The sequence below is a fragment of the Streptomyces sp. NPDC102270 genome (assembly GCF_044766405.1).
Classification (GTDB): Bacteria; Actinomycetota; Actinomycetes; order Streptomycetales; family Streptomycetaceae; genus Streptomyces.
This window is the reverse complement of sequence record NZ_JBIWLX010000014.1, coordinates 56,437-74,374: the sequence shown is the minus strand read 5'-3', so window position 1 is coordinate 74,374 and position 17,938 is coordinate 56,437. Positions and strand designations below refer to the sequence as shown.

Below are 17,938 nucleotides of genomic sequence, written 5' to 3'. Positions count from 1 at the left end.
AACATGAGCAGCCGTACCGTCATCAGCGGTGGCCTCGTCATCACCGCGTCCGACGAGATCCACGCCGACGTGCTGATCGAGGACGGCCGCATCGCCGCCCTCGCCGTGCCCGGTACCCAGAGCTGGACCGCGGACCGCACGATCGACGCCACCGGGAAGTACGTCATCCCCGGTGGCGTCGACGCCCACACCCACATGGAGCTGCCGTTCGGCGGCACCTTCGCCTCCGACACCTTCGAGACCGGCACCCGGGCCGCCGCCTGGGGCGGTACGACCACGATCGTCGACTTCGCGGTGCAGAGTGTCGGCCACACCCTGCGCGAGGGCCTGGACGCCTGGCACGCCAAGGCCGAGGGCAACTGCGCCATCGACTACGGCTTCCACATGATCGTCTCCGATGTGAACCAGGAGACGCTCAAGGAGATGGACCTGCTGGTGGAGGAGGGGGTCACCTCCTTCAAGCAGTTCATGGCCTACCCCGGCGTCTTCTACTCGGACGACGGCCAGATCCTGCGCGCCATGCAGCGCTCCGCCGAGAACGGCGGCCTGATCATGATGCACGCCGAGAACGGCATCGCGATCGACGTGCTGGTCGAGCAGGCGCTGGCCCGCGGCGAGACCGACCCCCGCTATCACGGCGAGGTGCGCAAGGCGCTCCTGGAGGCCGAGGCCACCCACCGTGCCATCAAGCTCGCGCAGGTCGCCGGCGCGCCCCTGTACGTCGTGCACGTCTCGGCCATGGAGGCGGTGGCCGAGCTGGCACGCGCGCGTGACGAGGGGCTCAACGTCTTCGGCGAGACCTGCCCGCAGTACCTGTTCCTGTCGACGGACAACCTCGCGGAGCCCGACTTCGAGGGCTCGAAGTACGTGTGCAGCACCCCGCTGCGTCCGAAGGAACACCAGGCCAAGCTCTGGCAGGGACTGCGCACCAACGACCTCCAGGTCGTCTCCACCGACCACTGCCCCTTCTGCTTCGTGGGCCAGAAGGAACTCGGCCGCGGCGACTTCTCGAAGATCCCCAACGGTCTCCCCGGCGTCGAGAACCGCATGGATCTGCTCCACCAGGGAGTCGTCGACGGGCACATCTCGCGTCGCCGCTGGATCGAGATCGCCTGCGCCACCCCGGCCCGGATGTTCGGCATGTACCCGAAGAAGGGGACCATCGCGCCGGGCGCCGACGCGGACATCGTCATCTACGACCCGCACGCCGAGCAGATCGTCTCCGCCGAGACCCACCACATGAACGTCGACTACTCGGCCTACGAGGGCAAGCGCCTCACGGGCCGGGTCGAGACGGTCCTCTCGCGCGGCGAACTCGTCATCACCGAGCGGGAGTACACCGGGCACGCCGGGCACGGCACGTACACCCCGCGCTCCACCTGTCAGTACCTCAACTAGGAGTGGCGCCCATGGACTTCGGACTCGTCCTGCAGACGGATCCGCCCGCCTCGAAGGTCATCAGCCTGATGAAGCGGGCCGAACGCAACGGCTTCACCTACGGGTGGACCTTCGACTCCGCCGTGCTCTGGCAGGAGCCGTTCGTGATCTACAGTCAGATCCTCTCGAACACCACGAAGTTGAAGGTCGGCCCGATGGTCACCAACCCGGGCACCCGTACCTGGGAGGTCACCGCCTCCACCTTCGCCACCCTCAACGACATGTTCGGCAACCGCACGGTCTGCGGCATCGGCCGCGGCGACTCCGCGATGCGCGTCGCGGGCCGTACGCCCAACACGCTGGCCCGGATCAGCGAGGCCATGAAGGTCATCAGGGCGCTCGGCTCGGGCCAGGAGGCCGACCTCGGCGGCACGGTGATCAGGTTTCCGTGGATCAAGGAGGGCGCCGAACTCCCCGTATGGATGGCGGCGTACGGCCCGAAGGCGCTGAAGATGACCGGCGAGGAGGCCGACGGGTTCATCCTCCAGCTGGCCGACCTGTATCTCACCGAGTACATGGTGAAGGCGGTCAAGGACGCGGCCGTCGCCGCCGGACGCTCGCCGGACGAGGTCAAGATCTGCGTCGCCGCCCCCGCCTATGTCACCGAGGACGACTCGCCCGAGGCACTCGCCCACGCGCGCGAGCAGTGCCGGTGGTTCGGCGGGATGGTCGGCAACCACGTGGCCGACCTGGTCTCCAAGTACGGCGAGCACTCGGCCGCCGTCCCCGACGAACTCACGGACTACATCAAGGCCCGCGAGGGGTACGACTACTCGCACCACGGTCGGGCCGACAACCCGGACACCGCGTTCGTGCCCGACGAGATCGTCGACCGGTTCTGTGTCATCGGACCGGTCGAGAAGCACATCGAGAAGCTGAACGCGCTGCGTGCGCTGGGCGTCGACCAGTTCGCCGTCTACGACATGCACGACGCCCAGGAGGCGACCATCGACGCGTACGGCTCGAAGGTCATCCCCGCGCTCAACGCCTGATATGCGATCCCCGACCCCCCACACCTTGTTCTCCCCTCTCCTCCCCGCCGTCCCGGGGCGGAGAGGGGCCCAAGGCCCCCGCACGGCCTTTCCCGTCCCGCTCTGATCGATTGGCCTGCCATGACCGAAACAGTCCCCACGGGGTCGCCGATACCGCAGTCCGCCGGTAACCGCGTCGAACTCGCCCCCGAGGCCTTCCCCGCCGACAGCCCCTTCGCCAACGAGGACCTGCGTCCCGTACCGGTCTCCGAGCGCAAGTGGACCACGTACAACTTCGCGGCCCTGTGGATCTCCATGGCGCACTGCATTCCCAGCTGGACCCTGGCCTCCGGCCTGGTCGCGCTCGGCATGGACTGGAAGCAGGCCGTGTTCACCATCGCCCTGGCCAACATCATCGTGCTGCTGCCGATGCTGGCCACCGGGCACGCCGGACCCAAGTACGGCATTCCCTTCCCGGTCCTCGCCCGTGCCTCCTTCGGGCTGCGCGGCGCCAACATCCCGGCGCTGATCAGGGCGGCCGTGGCCTGCGGCTGGTTCGGCATCCAGACCTGGATCGGCGGCAGCGGCATCTTCGCGCTGGGCTCCAAGCTCACCGGCGGCCACTGGGAGAACGCGGCCGAGATCGCCGGCAACCCGTGGCCGCTGTGGCTCTGCTTCGTACTGTTCTGGGCGCTCCAGATCGCGATCATCTACCGCGGCATGGACTTCCTGCGGCACTTCGAGAACTGGGCCGCGCCCTTCGTGATCGCCGGCGCCCTCGTGCTGCTGATCTGGATCGCGGTCAAGGCGGACGGCTTCGGCGCGCTGCTCGACCAGCCGTCCAAGCTCGGCTGGGGCGCCGACTTCTGGCCGGTCTTCTTCCCGTCCCTCATGGGCATGATCGGTTTCTGGGCCACTCTGTCGCTGAACATCCCCGACTTCACCCGCTTCGGTGCCAGTCAGAAGGCGCAGACCTGGGGCCAGGCCCTGGGACTTCCCACCACCATGACTTTGTTCGCGGTCCTCGCCGTGCTGGTCACCTCCGGATCCGAGGCCATCTACGGCGAGGCCATCTGGGACCCGGTCGCGCTGGCGGCCAAGACGGACAACGCCTTCGGTCTGCTCTTCGCACTCGTCATCGTGCTGGTCGCCACCGTCTCCGTGAACATCGCGGCGAACGTGGTCTCACCGGCGTACGACCTGTCCAACCTGGCCCCGAAGTTCATCAACTTCCGCACCGGCGCGCTGATCACAGGCGTCCTCGGCATCCTGATCTTCCCGTGGAAGCTGATCTCCACACCGGAGTTCTACATCTTCACCTGGCTCGGCGTGGTCGGCGGTCTGCTCGGCACGGTGGCGGGCATCCTCATCGCCGACTACTGGATCGTGCGGCGCACGGTCCTGCACCTCGTGGACCTCTACACGCCCGGCGGCCGCTACTGGTACACCAACGGCTGGAACTGGCGGGCGATCGCCGCCTTCGTGGTCGGCGGGCTGCTCGCGGTCGGCGGCTCGTACTCGGCCGTGGGCGCGGACGGCAAGAAGACCGGGCCGTTCCCGACCGACGGTCTGATCCCGTTCCTCAAGCCGCTGGCCGACTACGGCTGGGCGGTGGGCCTGAGCGCGTCCCTGCTGCTGTACATCGCGCTGATGCTGCCGAAGGGCAGGGAGCAGGAGGGCATCGCGGTCTGACCGTGCGCGTCACGCGCGCGTGGAGGGCGGTCGGATCGGCCCCGGGTCCACCGACTCAGGTCTTCCGACCGCTCTCCAGCGCCGCCACCGCTTCCTTGGCGGCCTTGATGGCACCCTTGTTGATCTCGTCGGTGCCGGGCGCCTTCTTCGACTCGAAGTCGCTGCCGTTGTACGTCACGGTCACCAGCGCGTTGGACACCTGGATCATGACCACACCCTCGCGGGTCTGCTGCTTGTCCTGGGTCGTGAGGTTCACCACCGAGTACCCCGCGTCGCCGACCCCGGGCACGCTCCCGCCGCCGCTCTTCTCGGAGATGTTCTCCTTGTACGCCTTCGCGGCCGCCACATCGGACTCCGTGATCTCGAAGGACACGTCGAGCCAGCGGTAGTCGTACCCCTTGAGCGCGTTCCAGGAGCAGGTGCGGCGCAGCGTGGTGTCCGTGGAGGGGATCTCCTTGCCGGCCGTCTTGGCGCCCGGCACGAGCGACTTGATGGTGACCGTGCTGATGCTGCCGCAGGGCGCGGGCGCGGCGGCGTACCGCTTCGTGGGTGCCGCCGTGGACGCGCCCGAGGGGGACTCGCCGGCGGACCGCGGCGCCGACTCCTTCTCGGCGGCCGGCGCGGTGGCGGCGGGCCCCGACGTCAGCGCCCAGCCCGCCGCGGCGAGCACGACGACGGGCGAGATGCGCGCGGTGAGCGCGAGCGGCAGGGAAAGAGTTCGCACGGCGCACTTTTCGTGGGGGACGGACGGTGCGGAGGGGTCCGCACTGCGGACGGGACGCCAGTTTCACATGTCTGCCTGTGGGGCGGAAGTCTGAACTCGCTCCGTACCTGTGCCGTCACCGCACCCTGCCATCGATGCCTCATGTGTCCGTTTATGTCCGGGCGATGGGCCGGTGGAGGGCCGATTCGACACGGTCCACGGCCAGGAACGCCCCGTAGGCCACGAGGTGCACCAGACGGTCGTCGGTGTGCTCCGGCCGCCGCCAGGCCGCTACGTCCTCGTCGGTGATCCGGTACGGCGCGAGCGCGGCCAGCAGTACCAGACGCGCACCGGGGCGCTCCCGCCGGTCCGGGAGACCGCTCGGATCGAGCGGCGGGTGCGACCCGTCCCAGTCCAGCAGTGTCTCCTCGACGAGGTCCTGGTCGTCGACGCCGAGGAGGCCGGCGCCCGTCATGGCCGCCCGCAGCAGCGCCGCGTACGCGAGTCCGACGGGCGTGCCGTCCGCCCACGCGGGGGCTTCGCCGGGGTCGGGCAGGTCGATCAGCGCGAGCGACGCGCCGGGCCGGGCGGGGCGGCGTACGGTCCGGGCGAGGGTACGGCCCCCGAGGGAGCGGACGGCCCGGAAGCGCTGGGCGTTGCCCGGCAGTAGGTTCTCGGTGAGCAGGGCGGACACGATCCGGTTGATGAAGTGGAAGGCGAACGCCGTGCCGAGGTAGCCCGGAGCGTGCTCGCGCGGGAACGGGTACGGCGCCGCGTCGAGGCCGCCCGGCACGCGCGTGTGCCTGCCCCACTCCAGCACGCGTGCGTGCTCCTCGTTCTTGGGCCGCTCTCCTCGGGCGACGCGTTCGGCGAGTGCGTGGTCGCCGGTGGCGTGCAGCAGCATGGTGTGCGCGTCCACGCAGAACGGGCAGCGGTTGGCCAGCGACACCCCGAGCGCCGCCAGTTCCTTGCCGGTGCGGCTGCCGGGGCCCGCGATCAGCGACTCGCGCATCAGCGCCCACGTGGGGGCGAGGAGCTCCGGCGCGGAGGAGAGGACCACGAAGGTGGCGGGTTCGTCGATGCCGAAGTCGCGGGACACCTGCTCGTAGACCTCGGCGACACGGCCGGTGGCGGCCTTGGGCGGCAGGGGCTCGGTGTAGCGGAAGGGTGTGGACATGCACAGCAGCGTGCGCTCCGGTCCGGGTCCCGGTCGTCGTACGGCTGAAGGGAGTTGGCGCTGCGCCGACGAGTGCGGGACGGGTCCGGGGCTACTACGGGGGGAGTAGCCGAGGAGTTGTCCACAGGGCTGACGCCGGTGTCGGTGCGGCGGTCTAGCGTGGGGGCATGAGCGGGCACCCGGTCGATTCGGCCATCTCCCAGCGGCTCGCCGATCTGGCCCTCGCGGTCGTGGTCGGCGCCCTCGCCGTGACCGTGGCGGCTCTCGACGCGGACACGACCGCCCTCGACCACGGGCTCCTCGTGGTGAGTGCGGCCGTCCTCGCGTTCTATCGCGCGCTCCCGCTCGTGGTGCTCGCCGTGGCCACGGTGACCGGGGCCGCGTACGTCCTGCACGCACACCCCGGACCGCTTGGCGCGCTGTCCGTCTTCGCCGCCGTGCACCTGGCGTCCCAGCTGGGGCACCGGGGCTGGGCGGCCGGGGCGAGCGGGATCTTCCTGGGGGCGTACGCGGCGACGGGCCCGACGGCCCTGGATGCGATCGAGAAGACCGCGCTGCTCGCGGGCTGGTTCGTGTGCGCGGTGGTGACGGGTCTCGCCGGCCGCAATTGGCAGGCGTATCTGCGCCAGACCGAACAGCGTGCCCTGGAGGCGGAGCGCACCCGGGAGGAGGCGGCCTTGCGCCGCGCCGGGGAGGAACGGCTGCGGATCGCCCGGGAGTTGCACGACTCCCTCACCCACAGCATCTCCATCGTCAAGCTCCAGGCGGGCGTGGCCGTCCACTTGGCGCGCAAGCGCGGCGAGGAGGTGCCTGCCGCGCTGCTCGCCATCCAGGAGGCGGGCGGCGAGGCCATGCGCGAGCTGCGCGCCACGCTGGAGGTCCTGCGCACCGACGAGCCGACCGGCACCCCGGCGCTGCTCGTGGAGCGGGCGCGGGCGGCGGGCCTCGCCGTCGAACTGAGCGTGACGGGCGAGGAGTGCGCCCTGCCCGCCCCCCTGGACCGGGCCGTATACCGGATCGTCCAGGAGTCCCTGACGAACGCGGCTCGGCATGCGGGCCCGGCGAAGGTACGGGTCGAACTGGCCTACGGCAAGGACGACGTGGCGATACGCGTGGACGACGACGGGGCCGCCCGTCCGGACCGCCCACCGCAGCCCGGCCACGGGCTGACCGGCATGCGCGAACGCGTCACGGCACTGGGCGGGACGCTGCACACCGGTCCGCGGGAGGAGGGCGGGTTCTCGGTACGGGCGGAACTGCCGTTGGGGGTGGGGGAGTCGGTGTGAGCGGAGGGTGGCTTCTCGGGGTGCGGGACGGTTCCCCGGTATGCGCGGGGTCTTGTGCGCGGGCGTGGGCGGGGTTCTCGGTGGGCGGGCTCTCGGGGGTGGGCCCGGTGCGGGTCCTTCGGGAGTCGCCGTGATCGGGGCGAAGGGCGGCATGGTGGGGCGCGTGGAGGTGTGGGCGTGATCAGGGTGGCGCTCGTCGACGACCAGGCGTTGATGCGGGCGGGATTCCGGGCCCTGCTCGACGCCGAGGACGGGATCGAGGTGGTCGGGGAGGCGGCGGACGGGGAGCGGGGCGTGGAGCTGGTGCGCGCGCAGGTGCCCGACATCGCGCTGATCGACGTACAGATGCCGGTGATGACGGGCATCGAGGCGACCCGGCGGATCGCCGCGGATCCGGAGCTGGCCGGGGTCCGCGTGGTGATCCTCACCAACTACGGCGTCGGCGAGTACGTCTTCGAGGCGCTGCGGGCGGGCGCGAGCGGCTTCCTGCTGAAGGACACCGAGCCGGCCGACCTGCTCCAGGCCATCGAGGTGGTGGCCCGAGGCGAGGCGCTGCTGTCCCCCGCGGTCACCCGCACCCTGATCGGCGAGTTCGTCTCCCGGCCCCCGGACCGGTCTACCGCGCCAGGCCTGGAATGCCTCACCCGCCGCGAACGCGAGGTCACGGCCCTGGCCGCCCGCGGCCTGACGAACGAGGAGATCGCCGAGCACATGGTGATCAGCCCCCTCACGGCCAAGACGCACATCAGCCGCGCGATGACGAAGCTGGGCGCCCGGGACCGCGCCCAACTGGTCGTGTTCGCCTACGAGTCGGGACTGGTGACCGCACGCGGTTCCTGAAACTCCGTTGTCGTCTCCGGCCATGGATCAGCACCATGAGGCGATGACCGAGACACCACCGCTGATGCGCCAGGAGATCCTCGCCTACTACGCCCGGGGAAAAGAGGACGCCAGGCTCAAAGAGGGCGGAGCGCCCGCCGGGCGGCTGGAGTTCTGGCGCACCCAGGACGTACTGCGCAGACTGCTGCCGGCCGCACCCGCGCGCGTACTGGACGTCGGCGGCGGGAGCGGGGTGCACGCGGAATGGCTCGGGCGGGACGGACACACGGCCGAACTCGTCGACCCCGTACCGCTCCACGTCGAACAGGCCTCGCGGCTGCCGGGGGTTTCCGCTCGACTCGGGGACGCGCGCGAGCTGGCCGCGTCCGACTCCTCGTACGATGTGGTGCTCCTGCTCGGCCCGCTGTACCACCTGCCCGAACAGGCCGACCGGGTACGGGCGTTGGCCGAGGCGGTCCGGGTGGGTCCGGCCGGGGCGGGCTCGTGGTCGCGGCCACCATCAACCGGTACGCACAACTGCATGACCTGCTGCGCGAGGAGCGCTACTTCACCCCGGCACACCGCGAACGCACCGACGCCGTTCTCGTGGACGGCCGGCACCCCCACCACGACGAGGGCTTCTTCACCGTCGCCCACTTCGCCGCGCCGGACGAGGTGACCGAGGAGTTCACCGACGCGGGACTCGCCGTCGCGGGCCAGTACGGCATCGAGGGCGTCGCCTGGCTGATGGCCGGCCTCGAGGACTGGCTGGACGACCCGGACCGGCGCGAGGCCGTGCTGGCCGCGTGCCGGCACATCGAGTCGGAGCCGACACTGCTGGGGGCGAGCGGGCATCTGCTCACGGTGGGCAGACGGCCGCCGGTGTGACAGGGCGGACGGCCATCGGCTGCGCGGAGTCGTGGAGTTGGCGCTGGCGCACGGTGAGGGTGAGCATCCGCTCGATGTTCTACTGCTGCACATCGAGTCCTCCCTGGGCCCCGATTCGGTCTCCCGCCAGGTCGCCGAGTCCTTCCGCGACGAGTGGCAGGGCACCGTCGTACAGCCGCTTCACGAGGCAGAGACGGCCGATCCATGGATAAACCTTCCTCTCCCGCCCCTGCGCGGGCGCCCCTACGTTCGAAGCCGCGGGCGCTCACCGGCCCGCCGTAACGAAGGAGCGAGACCCCCATGAAGATCACCGGCAACACGATCCTGATCACCGGCGGCACCTCGGGCATCGGCCTCGGCCTGGCCCTGCGTCTGCACGAGGCCGGCAACAAGGTGATCGTCGCCGGCCGGCGCAAGGAGCTCCTCGACGAGATCACGGCCGAGCACCCGGGCATCGACGCGCTCGTCCTCGACGTCGCCGACCCCGACTCGATCGCCCGGGCCCGCGAGACCGTGGCGGCGAGCCACCCGAGACTGAACGTCCTGGTCAACAACGCCGGCATCATGCTGCGGGAAAACGTCCTCGACCCGGCCGGACTCCAGGTCGCCGAGGATCACGTGACGATCAACCTGCTCGGCACGATCCGGATGACGTACGCGTTCCTGCCGCTGCTGGTGGGCAAGGACGAGGCGGTCGTCGTGAACGTCACGTCGGCTCTGGCGTACGTACCGTTCCCGGTCACGCCGACCTACAGCGCGACCAAGGCCGCGCTGCACTCCTTCTCGGAGAGCCTGCGCATCCAGCTCGCCGGTGCCGACGCCGGCGTCCAGGTGATCGAGGTGGTCCCGCCGGGCGTCCGCACGACTCTGCTCGGCCAGCAGGACGACGAGAACTCCATGCCGTTGGACGACTTCCTCACCGAGACCCTCGAGCTGCTGCGTGAGAAGCCGGACACGAAGGAGCTGGTCGTCGAGCGCGCCCGATTCCTCCGCGACGCGGTGGCCAACGGCTCCTACGACGACGTCCTCACCATGCTCAGCGGCATCTGACCGAAACCAGGCTCACCCCGCAGGCCGTCCCCGCAGGCCGTCCTCCACGCCGACGGCCTGCGGCGCACCGCCGACGGTCGGTGAATCTCCCGGGGGTCATGCAGGTCACGCAGGTACGCGGCCATCGGACCGTCTCGCCGTGAGCACCCGACTGCTCAGCCATGGATCGGTGGTCTCTGGATAGCCGGGCGGGATGCGGCGAGGATGGGGCCATGGACAAGAAGGAACTGGCCGAATTCCTGCGCCGTCGGCGTGAGACCTTGCGTCCCCGTGACGTCGGCCTGGTCGAGGGGCCGCGCAGGCGTACCCAGGGCCTGCGCCGCGAGGAGGTCGCCCAGCTCGCCGGCATGTCCACCGACTACTACGCCCGGCTGGAGCAGCAGCGTGCCCCGCAGCCCTCCGTCCAGATCACCGCGGCTCTGGCCCGGGCACTGCGGCTGACCCTGGACGAACGCGACCATCTCTTCGCCCTCATCGGTCACAACGCCCCGGCCCGCTGCCGCCGCTCCGAACACGTCAGCCCGACCCTGCTGCGAGTCCTGGACAGCCTGGACAACACCCCGGCCCTCGTGCAGACGGACCTGGTGGACACCCTCGCGATGAACCCGCCGGCCGTCGCGCTGCTAGGCGACCTGACCCGCCACACCGGTCTGGCCGGCAGCGGCTTCTACCGCTGGTTCATGGACCCGGCCGAGCGTCTGACGGTTCCCGAGGAGTCCCACGAACGCCACGGCCGGGCCCAGGCAGCGCGCCTGCGGGCCGCGCTGACAGCCGGCAGCGACACCCCCCGAGCCGCCCGGATCCTCGCAGAACTCCAGGAACACAGCCCCGAGTTCGTCCGCATGTGGGAGCTCCAGGAGGTCGCCCAGCGCTACGACGACTGCAAGACCGTCCTGCATCCCGAACTCGGCCGCATCGACGTCGACGCCCAGCTCCTCTACACCGAGAACCGCGCCCAGACCCTGGTCGTGCTGACCACCCGCCCCGGCACGGAGAGCCACAGCAAACTCGAACTGCTGTCCGTCATCGGACACCAGCAGCTCACCCCCTGACGTCCTGGCCGCCGTCCGAGGCCCGTGGCCGGGCCGCCCATTTGACCGGATGCCGCCTCCGCTTTACTTTCGAAGGCATACGGAGGCAGCATCCGTTTCATGTGGCCGCAGAGTGACGGCAGGCAGGAGGGTGCATGAGCGCCGGTGCACAGCGCGAACGCAAGCCTCGCGCGGACGTCCAGCGCAACCGCGCTGCCCTGCTGGAGACCGCGCAGCGTCATTTCCTGCGGCATGGCGTCGGCACCTCCCTGGAGGCGGTGGCCAAGGAGGCCGGCGTCGGTCCCGGCACCCTGTACCGGCACTTCTCCACCCGGGAGGCGCTGCTCGCGGCCGTGCTGCAGACCCGCCTCGAGGAACTCGTGGCCCGCCAGGCGGACATCGAGCAACTCGGCGACCCCGCCGAGGCCCTGGAGCAGTGGCTGCGGGCGATGGAGGAGTACTTCAGCGCCTACAGCGGCCTTCCGGAACCGCTCATGGCCGCGGCCCGGGCGCACGAGCCGGACAGCCCGCTCACCCTCCCCTGCGACATCCTCATCACCGCCACCGACCAGTACGTACGAGCAGCACAGCACGCCGGACACGTACGCGCCTCGGTACGGGGCTACGACCTGTTCCTCGCGGCCTGCTCCCTCGCCTGGATCAAGGGCAACGGCCCCGATGAGGACTCCCTCGACCGGTTCCGCGCACTGATCGCGAGCGGCTACCGCGAACGGCACACCCAGGCGTAACCGCCCCCACCCACGCCCCGGCCGACCGTCGCCGCCCACATACCTGTCACCTCGTTCCGCCCTCACGGGCGCAGCGCAACTCCCGGAAGGGTAAATCATGAAAATAGCTGTTATAGGCGCCGGTGCCATCGGAGGGAATCTCGCCGTCAAGCTCAACGCCGCAGGCCACGACGTCCAGGTCGCCCACGTCCGCGGCCCCGAGGCCGTCCCGGCCGAGGTGCTGGAATCCGGGGCCCGCGCGACGGACCTTGCCGACGCCGTCCAGGACCGGGACGTGATCATCCTGGCCATCCCCTTCGGGGTGGCGGGACAGCTGGCGGACCTGTTCGCCGCGGTCCCCGCCGAGACGGTGGTCATCGACACCTCGAACTACTACCCGGGCATGCTCAGCGAGCCCATCGAGGCCGTGGACCACGGCCAGGTCGAGAGCGTGTACACCGCCGAGCAGCTCGGCCGTCCCGTGGTCAAGGCGTGGAACGCCGCTCTGGCCGAGACCCAGCGGGCCAAGGGCGTCCCGGCAGGAACGCCCGGCCGTATCGCCATCCCCGTCGCCGGCGACTCCGAGGAGGCGCGGAAGGTGGTCATGCAGCTCGTGGACGACACCGGCTTCGACGCCTACGACGCCGGCACCCTGGCCGACTCCTGGCGCCAGCAGCCCAACAGCCCCGCCTACTGCACCGAGTTGACCCTCGACGAGCTGCCGGCGGCCCTGGCCGCGGCCGACCGCGCCAAGGACGCAGCCATCCGCGACAGCCTCCCGGAGCGCTTCGCTGCCCTCGGTGCCGCCCCCACCGTCGACGACGTCGTCGAGATGAACCGCGCCGCCCACCGCTGAGCCACCACCCGGCGAAGGCCACCCGCGCACGCCACGCCCCGCCGCGCCACGAGAGCGGCCTCGCCGGCACGTCACGAACACCCACGCGAACACGAAGAGCGCGCCGTCCCCCCCACGTCGCACAGAGAGAAGAAGAGCCTTGACCGGCACCGCATCACCCTTCACCGGCATCACACGCGCGCGACGCTCCCCCCGCCGTTTCCTGGCCACCCCCCTGTCCCCGTCGGACATCCGTGGCGTACTGGCGGATGAGACGGCCCCCTCGAACAGCAACACCCAGCCGTGGACCGTGCACGTCGTCTCGGGTGCGCAGCGGTCCGCGTTGAGCGGGGAACCTCTCCGGGCCGAGGAAGAGGGCCGGACCTCCCCGGACTTCACCGCCGACTACGGTGAGGGTGTCTACCTCGAGCGCGCCCAGGCCCTGACCGCGAGTCATTACGGAGCCCGGGGCACAGCGTGCTCCGACCGAGAGGGCAGGCGGGCGGCGGTCCGCGAGAACCTGGAGTTCTCCGGCGCGCCCCACGTCGCCCTCCTGTTCATGCCGGCCCTCGGTGACGGTACGGATAAGCCGGGGACATCGGCATGTACGCACAGAACTTCCTGCTCTCGCTGGCGGCCCGGGGGCTGGCCGGCATCCCGCAGACCATACTCGGCGTCTACGCCGACACCGTCCGGGAGTTCCTGGGCGTTCCCGAGGAGCTCAAGCTGCTGTTCGGCATCTCCTTCGGCACGGCCGATCCGGCGGTGCCGGTCAACGCGGTCGGCCGGGAACGCGTCCCGCTCCAGCAGAGCGTGGTCCTGCACGACACCCCTGGTGTGCTCGACAGGGAGTAGTACCTGCGGCCGTACCCACGACGGCTGCTCGTCCCACGCCCGCGATCGATAACCTGCTGGGGGACCGGGCGGAGGAGAGCTCCGCCCCGAACTCCCTGAGCAGCGAGGTCGGAGCCCACATGTTCACCACCCGCCCCACCCTCCAGGGCACCTTCGGGATGGTGTCCTCCACCCACTGGCTGGCCTCGCAGTCGGCGATGGCGGTGCTGGAGGACGGCGGCAACGCGTACGACGCCGCGGTGGCCGGTGCCTTCGTGCTGCACGTCGTCGAGCCGCACCTCAACGGGCCCGCCGGCGAGGTGCCGATCCTGCTCGCGCCCGCCGGCGGGGAGGTGCGGGTGCTGTGCGGGCAGGGCGTCGCGCCCGCCGGGGCGACCGTGGCCCACTACAAGGGGCTGGGCCTGGATCTCGTCCCCGGCACCGGCCCCCTCGCCGCCGCGGTCCCCGGCGCCTTCGACGCCTGGATGCTGCTGCTCCGCGACCACGGCACCAAGTCCCTCGCCGACATCCTCAAGTACGCCATCGGCTACGCCGAGGACGGGCACGCGCCCGTGGAGAACGTCGGCGCGACCGTCGAGAGCGTACGGGAGTTGTTCGAGAGGGAGTGGACCTCGTCGGCGGAGGTGTATCTGCCAGGTGGCCAGGCCCCGCGGCCCGGCGAGCTGTTCCGCAACCCCGCCCTCGCCGCCACCTGGAAGCGGCTGGTCGACGAGGTGGCGGGGGCGGGCGACCGGGTCGCGCAGATCGAGGCCGCGCGCGAGGTGTGGCGCAGCGGATTCATCGCCGAGGCCCTCGTACGGCAGGCGCGGCGCCCCACCATGGACACCAGCGGCTCGCGCCACACCGGCACGCTCGCAGCCGCCGATCTCGCCGGGTGGTCCGCGTCCTACGAGGCGCCGGCGACGTACGACTGGAACGGCTGGACCCTGTGCAAGGCCGGCCCCTGGAGCCAGGGCCCGGTCCTCCTCCAGCAGCTCGCCCTGCTGCCGCCCGAGCTGCCCCGGTACGGGTCCGCCGAGTACGTCCATCTGCTGGTCGAGGGCTGCAAGCTGGCCATGGCCGACCGGGAGGCATGGTACGGCGACGCGGCCGAGGTGCCGCTCGGTGAGCTGCTGTCGGCACAGTACAACGCGGGGCGGCGTGAACTCGTCGGCGACAAGGCCTCGTACGAGCTGCGGCCGGGCAGTCCCGGCGGGCGCGCCCCGCGCCTCAGCGCACACGCGCGTGTGGTCCTCACCGACGAGCCCGGGTTCAGCCCGATGGGAGTCGGGGAGCCCACGGTCGCGAAGAACCCCACGTCACCCGTGCCGGGCGAGCCCGAGACCGGTCCCGACGGCGGCACCCGGGGCGACACCTGCCACCTCGACGTCGTCGACCGCTGGGGCAACATGGTCGCAGCGACTCCCAGCGGCGGATGGCTCCAGTCCAACCCGGTCGTGCCCGAACTGGGCTTCCCGCTCGGCACCCGGCTCCAGATGACCTGGCTGGAGGAGGGCCTGCCGAACTCCCTCACCCCCGGCCGCCGCCCCCGCACCACCCTCACGCCCTCGATCGCACTGCGCGCCGGGGTGCCCGTCCTGGCCTTCGGCACACCCGGCGGGGACCAGCAGGACCAGTGGCAGCTCCACTTCTTCCTCGCCGTGGCCCTGCGTTCCCGGGTCCGCGGCGGCCTCGACCTCCAGGGCGCGATCGACGCCCCGAACTGGCACAACGACAGCTTCCCCGGATCGTTCTATCCGCGCGGGATGCGGCCGGGGAGCGTCACGGTGGAGGCACGCATGGATCCCGGGGTGGTCGAGGAGCTGCGGCGGCAAGGCCACGACGTGACGGTGGGGGAGCCGTGGTCGGAGGGACGGCTGTGCGCGGTGGCACGGGATCCGGAGACGGGAGTGCTGTCGTCGGCGGCCAATCCCCGGGGGATGCAGGGGTACGCGGTGGGACGGTGACGGCGCCGGCAAGGCGTACGACGCCGCGCCCTGTGTCACGAGTTGAGCGTCCGTCGCCTCCGGACCCCGGTGTTCACCGCGATTCCACTCGCCCTTCGGCAGGCGGGTGGGGATTGTCGGTCCCGCGTGCTCTCATGGAGCCATGATCGAAGGCACGGAAACCATCGACGAGTTTCTCGACCGGCACGCGGGCGACGTGGAAGAGGCGGTGCGCAAGGCCGCCGCCGCCGAGGTCATGCCGCGCTTCCGGCGGCTCGCCGCGCACGAGGTCGACCAGAAGGCCGGCCCGCACGACCTGGTCACGGACGCCGACCGGCTGGCCGAGCAGTACCTCACCGGGGTGCTCGGCGCCCTCCTGCCCGGCTCCGTCGTGGTCGGCGAGGAGGCGGTCCACGCCAACCCGGCGTCGTACGAGGCGCTGCAGGGCGACACCCCGGTGTGGATAGTCGACCCCGTCGACGGCACCCGGCAGTTCGTGCACGGCGACCCCGGCTTCTGCATGCTGGTCGCGCTCGCGAGGGGTGGCGTGCTGCTCGCCTCCTGGACCTACGCACCGGCCCGGGACCAACTGGCCACGGCGATACGCGGTCGGGGCGCGTTCCTCGACGGCGAGCGGCTGCATGCGGGCGCCCCCGACCCGGGCCGCGACCTCCAAGTGGCCACCTCCCACCCGGACTACACCACGCCCGAGCAGAAGCGCGGCCTGCAGGGACTGTGGACGGACGGCGTCGCACCGCGCCGGTGCGGCTCGGCCGGCCTGGAGTACCTCGCCGTCGCCCGGGGTGAGTCGGACGCCGTGGCGTTCTCCTGGGAGGCGGCCTGGGACCATGCGGCGGGCCTGCTGCTGGTCGAGGAGGCGGGCGGTGTCCATCTGACCCTCACCGGCGAACCGTTCCGCATCAGGGGCGGCAACACCCTCCCCTTCACCGCGGCCCGCGACGCGGCGACGGCCCGCACGGTGAGGCGTCTGCTGACGGGTGAGGCCTGACGCGACGCCGGGCCGGAGCGGCGCGACTTACCCCCGCGCCCCGGGACTGTCGGTCCCCCGGCATATCCTGATCCTCTGGCCATCGGCTGACGAAGGGGTCCGAAGGTGCCGTCGATGCTCGATGCGGTCGTAGTGGGTGCGGGGCCGAACGGACTGACGGCTGCCGTGGAGCTGGCCCGCCGTGGCTTCTCCGTGGCCGTCTTCGAGGCGTGCGGCACCGTCGGCGGGGGAGCCCGCACCGAGGAGCTCACCCTCCCGGGCTTCCTGCACGACCCGTGCTCCGCGGCCCACCCCCTCGGCATCAACTCCCCGGCCTTCCGTGCCCTGCCCCTGGAGCGCTACGGGCTGGAGTGGCTGCACGCCGACCTGCCCATGGCGCACCCCTTCACCGACGGCACCGCCGCCGTGCTGTCGAGGTCGGTCGCCGAGACGGCCGCCTCGTTCGGACCACGCGACGCGGGGACGTACCGCAGGCTCGTCGAGCCGTTCCTGCCCAAGTGGGACACCCTGACCCGCGACTTCATGTCCCTGCCCGCGACCGCGCTGCCGCGCGACCCGTTCACCCTGGCCCGCTTCGGTCTCGTCGGCCTGCCCCCGTCGACCTGGCTGATGCGCCGCTTCCGCGACGAACGCGCCAAGACCCTGTTCGCCGGACTCGTCGCGCACGTCATGGCCCCGCTCGGCGGCTTCGCCACCGGAGCCATCGGCCTGGTCTTCGCCCTCGCGGCACACGCCCGCGGCTGGCCCGTGGCCCGCGGCGGCTCCCAGTCCATCTCCGACGCGCTCGCCGGGTATCTCAAGGATCTCGGCGGGAGCGTCCACACCGACTACGAGGTCAAGCGGCTCGACGACCTGCCGCCCGCCCGCGCGTATGTCTTCGACACCTCGCCCACCGCCCTGGCCCGCATCGCCGGCTTCGGCAACTACTACGAGGGCTACCGCTACGGCCCGGGCGTCTTCAAGGTCGACTACGCCCTCGACGGCCCCGTGCCGTGGACCGCGAAGGAGGCGCGCGCCGCGGGCACCGTGCAGATCGGCGCCGACAGCGCGGAGATCGGTACCGCGCTGCGTGCCGCGTCCCGCGAGGGCCGTGCGCCCGACAGGCCGTTCATGATCACCGTGCAGCCCAGCGTCGTCGACCCGAGTCGGGCCCCGGCCGGGAAGCACGTGTTCTGGGCCTACGGCCATGTGCCCAGCGGCTGGACCGGCGACCTCACCGACGCGATGGAGCGCCAACTGGAGCGCTTCGCCCCGGGGTTCCGCGACCGTGTCCTCGCCCGTGCCACCGCGGGCCCGCCCGAACTGGCCGCCCGCAACGCCAACTACGTCGGCGGCGACATCGGCTCCGGCGCGGTCACCGGACTCCAGACCCTCCTGCGTCCCAAGCTCTCCCTGTCCCCGTACGGCACTCCGCACCCGGCCGTCTTCATCTGCTCGTCGGCGACCCCGCCGGGCCCGGGCGTGCACGGCATGTCGGGACACAACGCCGCGAAGGCCGTATGGCGGAAGCTGCGCGGGCAGAACTGAGCGGT

Annotated in this window: 15 protein-coding genes and 2 pseudogenes; 15 read left to right on the top strand and 2 right to left on the bottom strand. The window is 71.3% G+C overall.

What is annotated here, in order from left to right; all coding sequences use genetic code 11:
• Nucleotides 1–3 precede the first annotated feature (3 nt).
• The 3 genes from hydA to ACIRP7_RS28750 all read left to right on the top strand — a co-directional run bounded on the left by hydA (nucleotide 4) and on the right by ACIRP7_RS28750 (nucleotide 4,100).
• Nucleotides 4–1,398: a dihydropyrimidinase gene (gene hydA / locus ACIRP7_RS28760; RefSeq protein WP_403665101.1), complete on the top strand. Its 1,395-nt coding sequence runs from the start codon at nucleotides 4–6 to the stop codon at nucleotides 1,396–1,398.
• A gap of 11 nt (nucleotides 1,399–1,409) precedes the next feature.
• A complete protein-coding gene (locus tag ACIRP7_RS28755; RefSeq protein ID WP_403665099.1) occupies nucleotides 1,410–2,429 on the top strand; it encodes a TIGR03842 family LLM class F420-dependent oxidoreductase in 1,020 nt (339 codons plus the stop codon).
• A gap of 120 nt (nucleotides 2,430–2,549) precedes the next feature.
• The gene (locus ACIRP7_RS28750) at nucleotides 2,550–4,100 is read left to right on the top strand and encodes an NCS1 family nucleobase:cation symporter-1 (protein ID WP_403665097.1); all 1,551 of its coding nucleotides are present in this window, start codon (nucleotides 2,550–2,552) and stop codon (nucleotides 4,098–4,100) included.
• A gap of 55 nt (nucleotides 4,101–4,155) precedes the next feature.
• Here the strand turns inward: ACIRP7_RS28750 and ACIRP7_RS28745 are convergent, their stop codons facing one another.
• Nucleotides 4,156–4,824 (bottom strand): hypothetical protein, encoded by a 669-nt coding sequence (locus tag ACIRP7_RS28745; RefSeq protein WP_403665095.1) that lies wholly within the window; start codon nucleotides 4,822–4,824, stop codon nucleotides 4,156–4,158.
• A 151-nt stretch (nucleotides 4,825–4,975) separates the two neighbouring features.
• Entirely contained in the window at nucleotides 4,976–5,980 is a 1,005-nt protein-coding gene (locus tag ACIRP7_RS28740) for a carboxymuconolactone decarboxylase family protein (RefSeq protein ID WP_403665093.1), read from the bottom strand.
• 167 nt (nucleotides 5,981–6,147) lie between these two features.
• Here ACIRP7_RS28740 and ACIRP7_RS28735 point away from each other — a divergent pair, with 167 nt between their 5' ends.
• The 12 genes and pseudogenes from ACIRP7_RS28735 (at nucleotide 6,148) to ACIRP7_RS28680 (ending at nucleotide 17,933) form a co-directional block, all read left to right on the top strand.
• Entirely contained in the window at nucleotides 6,148–7,266 is a 1,119-nt protein-coding gene (locus ACIRP7_RS28735) for a sensor histidine kinase (protein ID WP_403665091.1), read from the top strand.
• A gap of 177 nt (nucleotides 7,267–7,443) precedes the next feature.
• A complete protein-coding gene (locus ACIRP7_RS28730) occupies nucleotides 7,444–8,106 on the top strand; it encodes a response regulator (protein WP_403665089.1) in 663 nt (220 codons plus the stop codon).
• A gap of 43 nt (nucleotides 8,107–8,149) precedes the next feature.
• Nucleotides 8,150–8,973: pseudogene (locus ACIRP7_RS28725) on the top strand (class I SAM-dependent methyltransferase).
• A 300-nt stretch (nucleotides 8,974–9,273) separates the two neighbouring features.
• Nucleotides 9,274–10,023 carry an SDR family oxidoreductase gene (locus ACIRP7_RS28720; protein ID WP_403665087.1) on the top strand — a complete coding sequence of 250 codons (750 nt, stop codon included), beginning with the start codon at nucleotides 9,274–9,276 and terminating at the stop codon, nucleotides 10,021–10,023.
• Between the two features lie 212 nt (nucleotides 10,024–10,235).
• Nucleotides 10,236–11,075: a helix-turn-helix transcriptional regulator gene (locus ACIRP7_RS28715; RefSeq protein WP_403665085.1), complete on the top strand. Its 840-nt coding sequence runs from the start codon at nucleotides 10,236–10,238 to the stop codon at nucleotides 11,073–11,075.
• A gap of 134 nt (nucleotides 11,076–11,209) precedes the next feature.
• A complete protein-coding gene (locus ACIRP7_RS28710; RefSeq protein WP_403665083.1) occupies nucleotides 11,210–11,803 on the top strand; it encodes a TetR/AcrR family transcriptional regulator in 594 nt (197 codons plus the stop codon).
• A 97-nt stretch (nucleotides 11,804–11,900) separates the two neighbouring features.
• Entirely contained in the window at nucleotides 11,901–12,638 is a 738-nt protein-coding gene (locus tag ACIRP7_RS28705; RefSeq protein ID WP_403665081.1) for an NADPH-dependent F420 reductase, read from the top strand.
• A 139-nt stretch (nucleotides 12,639–12,777) separates the two neighbouring features.
• Nucleotides 12,778–12,933: pseudogene (locus tag ACIRP7_RS28700) on the top strand (nitroreductase family protein); the annotation flags it as partial.
• Nucleotides 12,934–13,220: 287 nt separating this feature from the next.
• Complete coding sequence (locus ACIRP7_RS28695; protein ID WP_403665079.1) at nucleotides 13,221–13,472, top strand: nitroreductase family protein; 252 nt, start codon at nucleotides 13,221–13,223, stop codon at nucleotides 13,470–13,472.
• A 119-nt stretch (nucleotides 13,473–13,591) separates the two neighbouring features.
• Nucleotides 13,592–15,418, top strand: coding sequence for a gamma-glutamyltransferase family protein (locus ACIRP7_RS28690; protein WP_403665077.1), 1,827 nt, complete (start codon nucleotides 13,592–13,594; stop codon nucleotides 15,416–15,418).
• Nucleotides 15,419–15,560: 142 nt separating this feature from the next.
• Nucleotides 15,561–16,406, top strand: a complete 846-nt coding sequence (locus ACIRP7_RS28685) for an inositol monophosphatase family protein (RefSeq protein WP_403665076.1) — start codon at nucleotides 15,561–15,563, stop codon at nucleotides 16,404–16,406.
• Between the two features lie 114 nt (nucleotides 16,407–16,520).
• Complete coding sequence (locus tag ACIRP7_RS28680; RefSeq protein WP_403665074.1) at nucleotides 16,521–17,933, top strand: phytoene desaturase family protein; 1,413 nt, start codon at nucleotides 16,521–16,523, stop codon at nucleotides 17,931–17,933.
• Nucleotides 17,934–17,938: the final 5 nt, after the last annotated feature.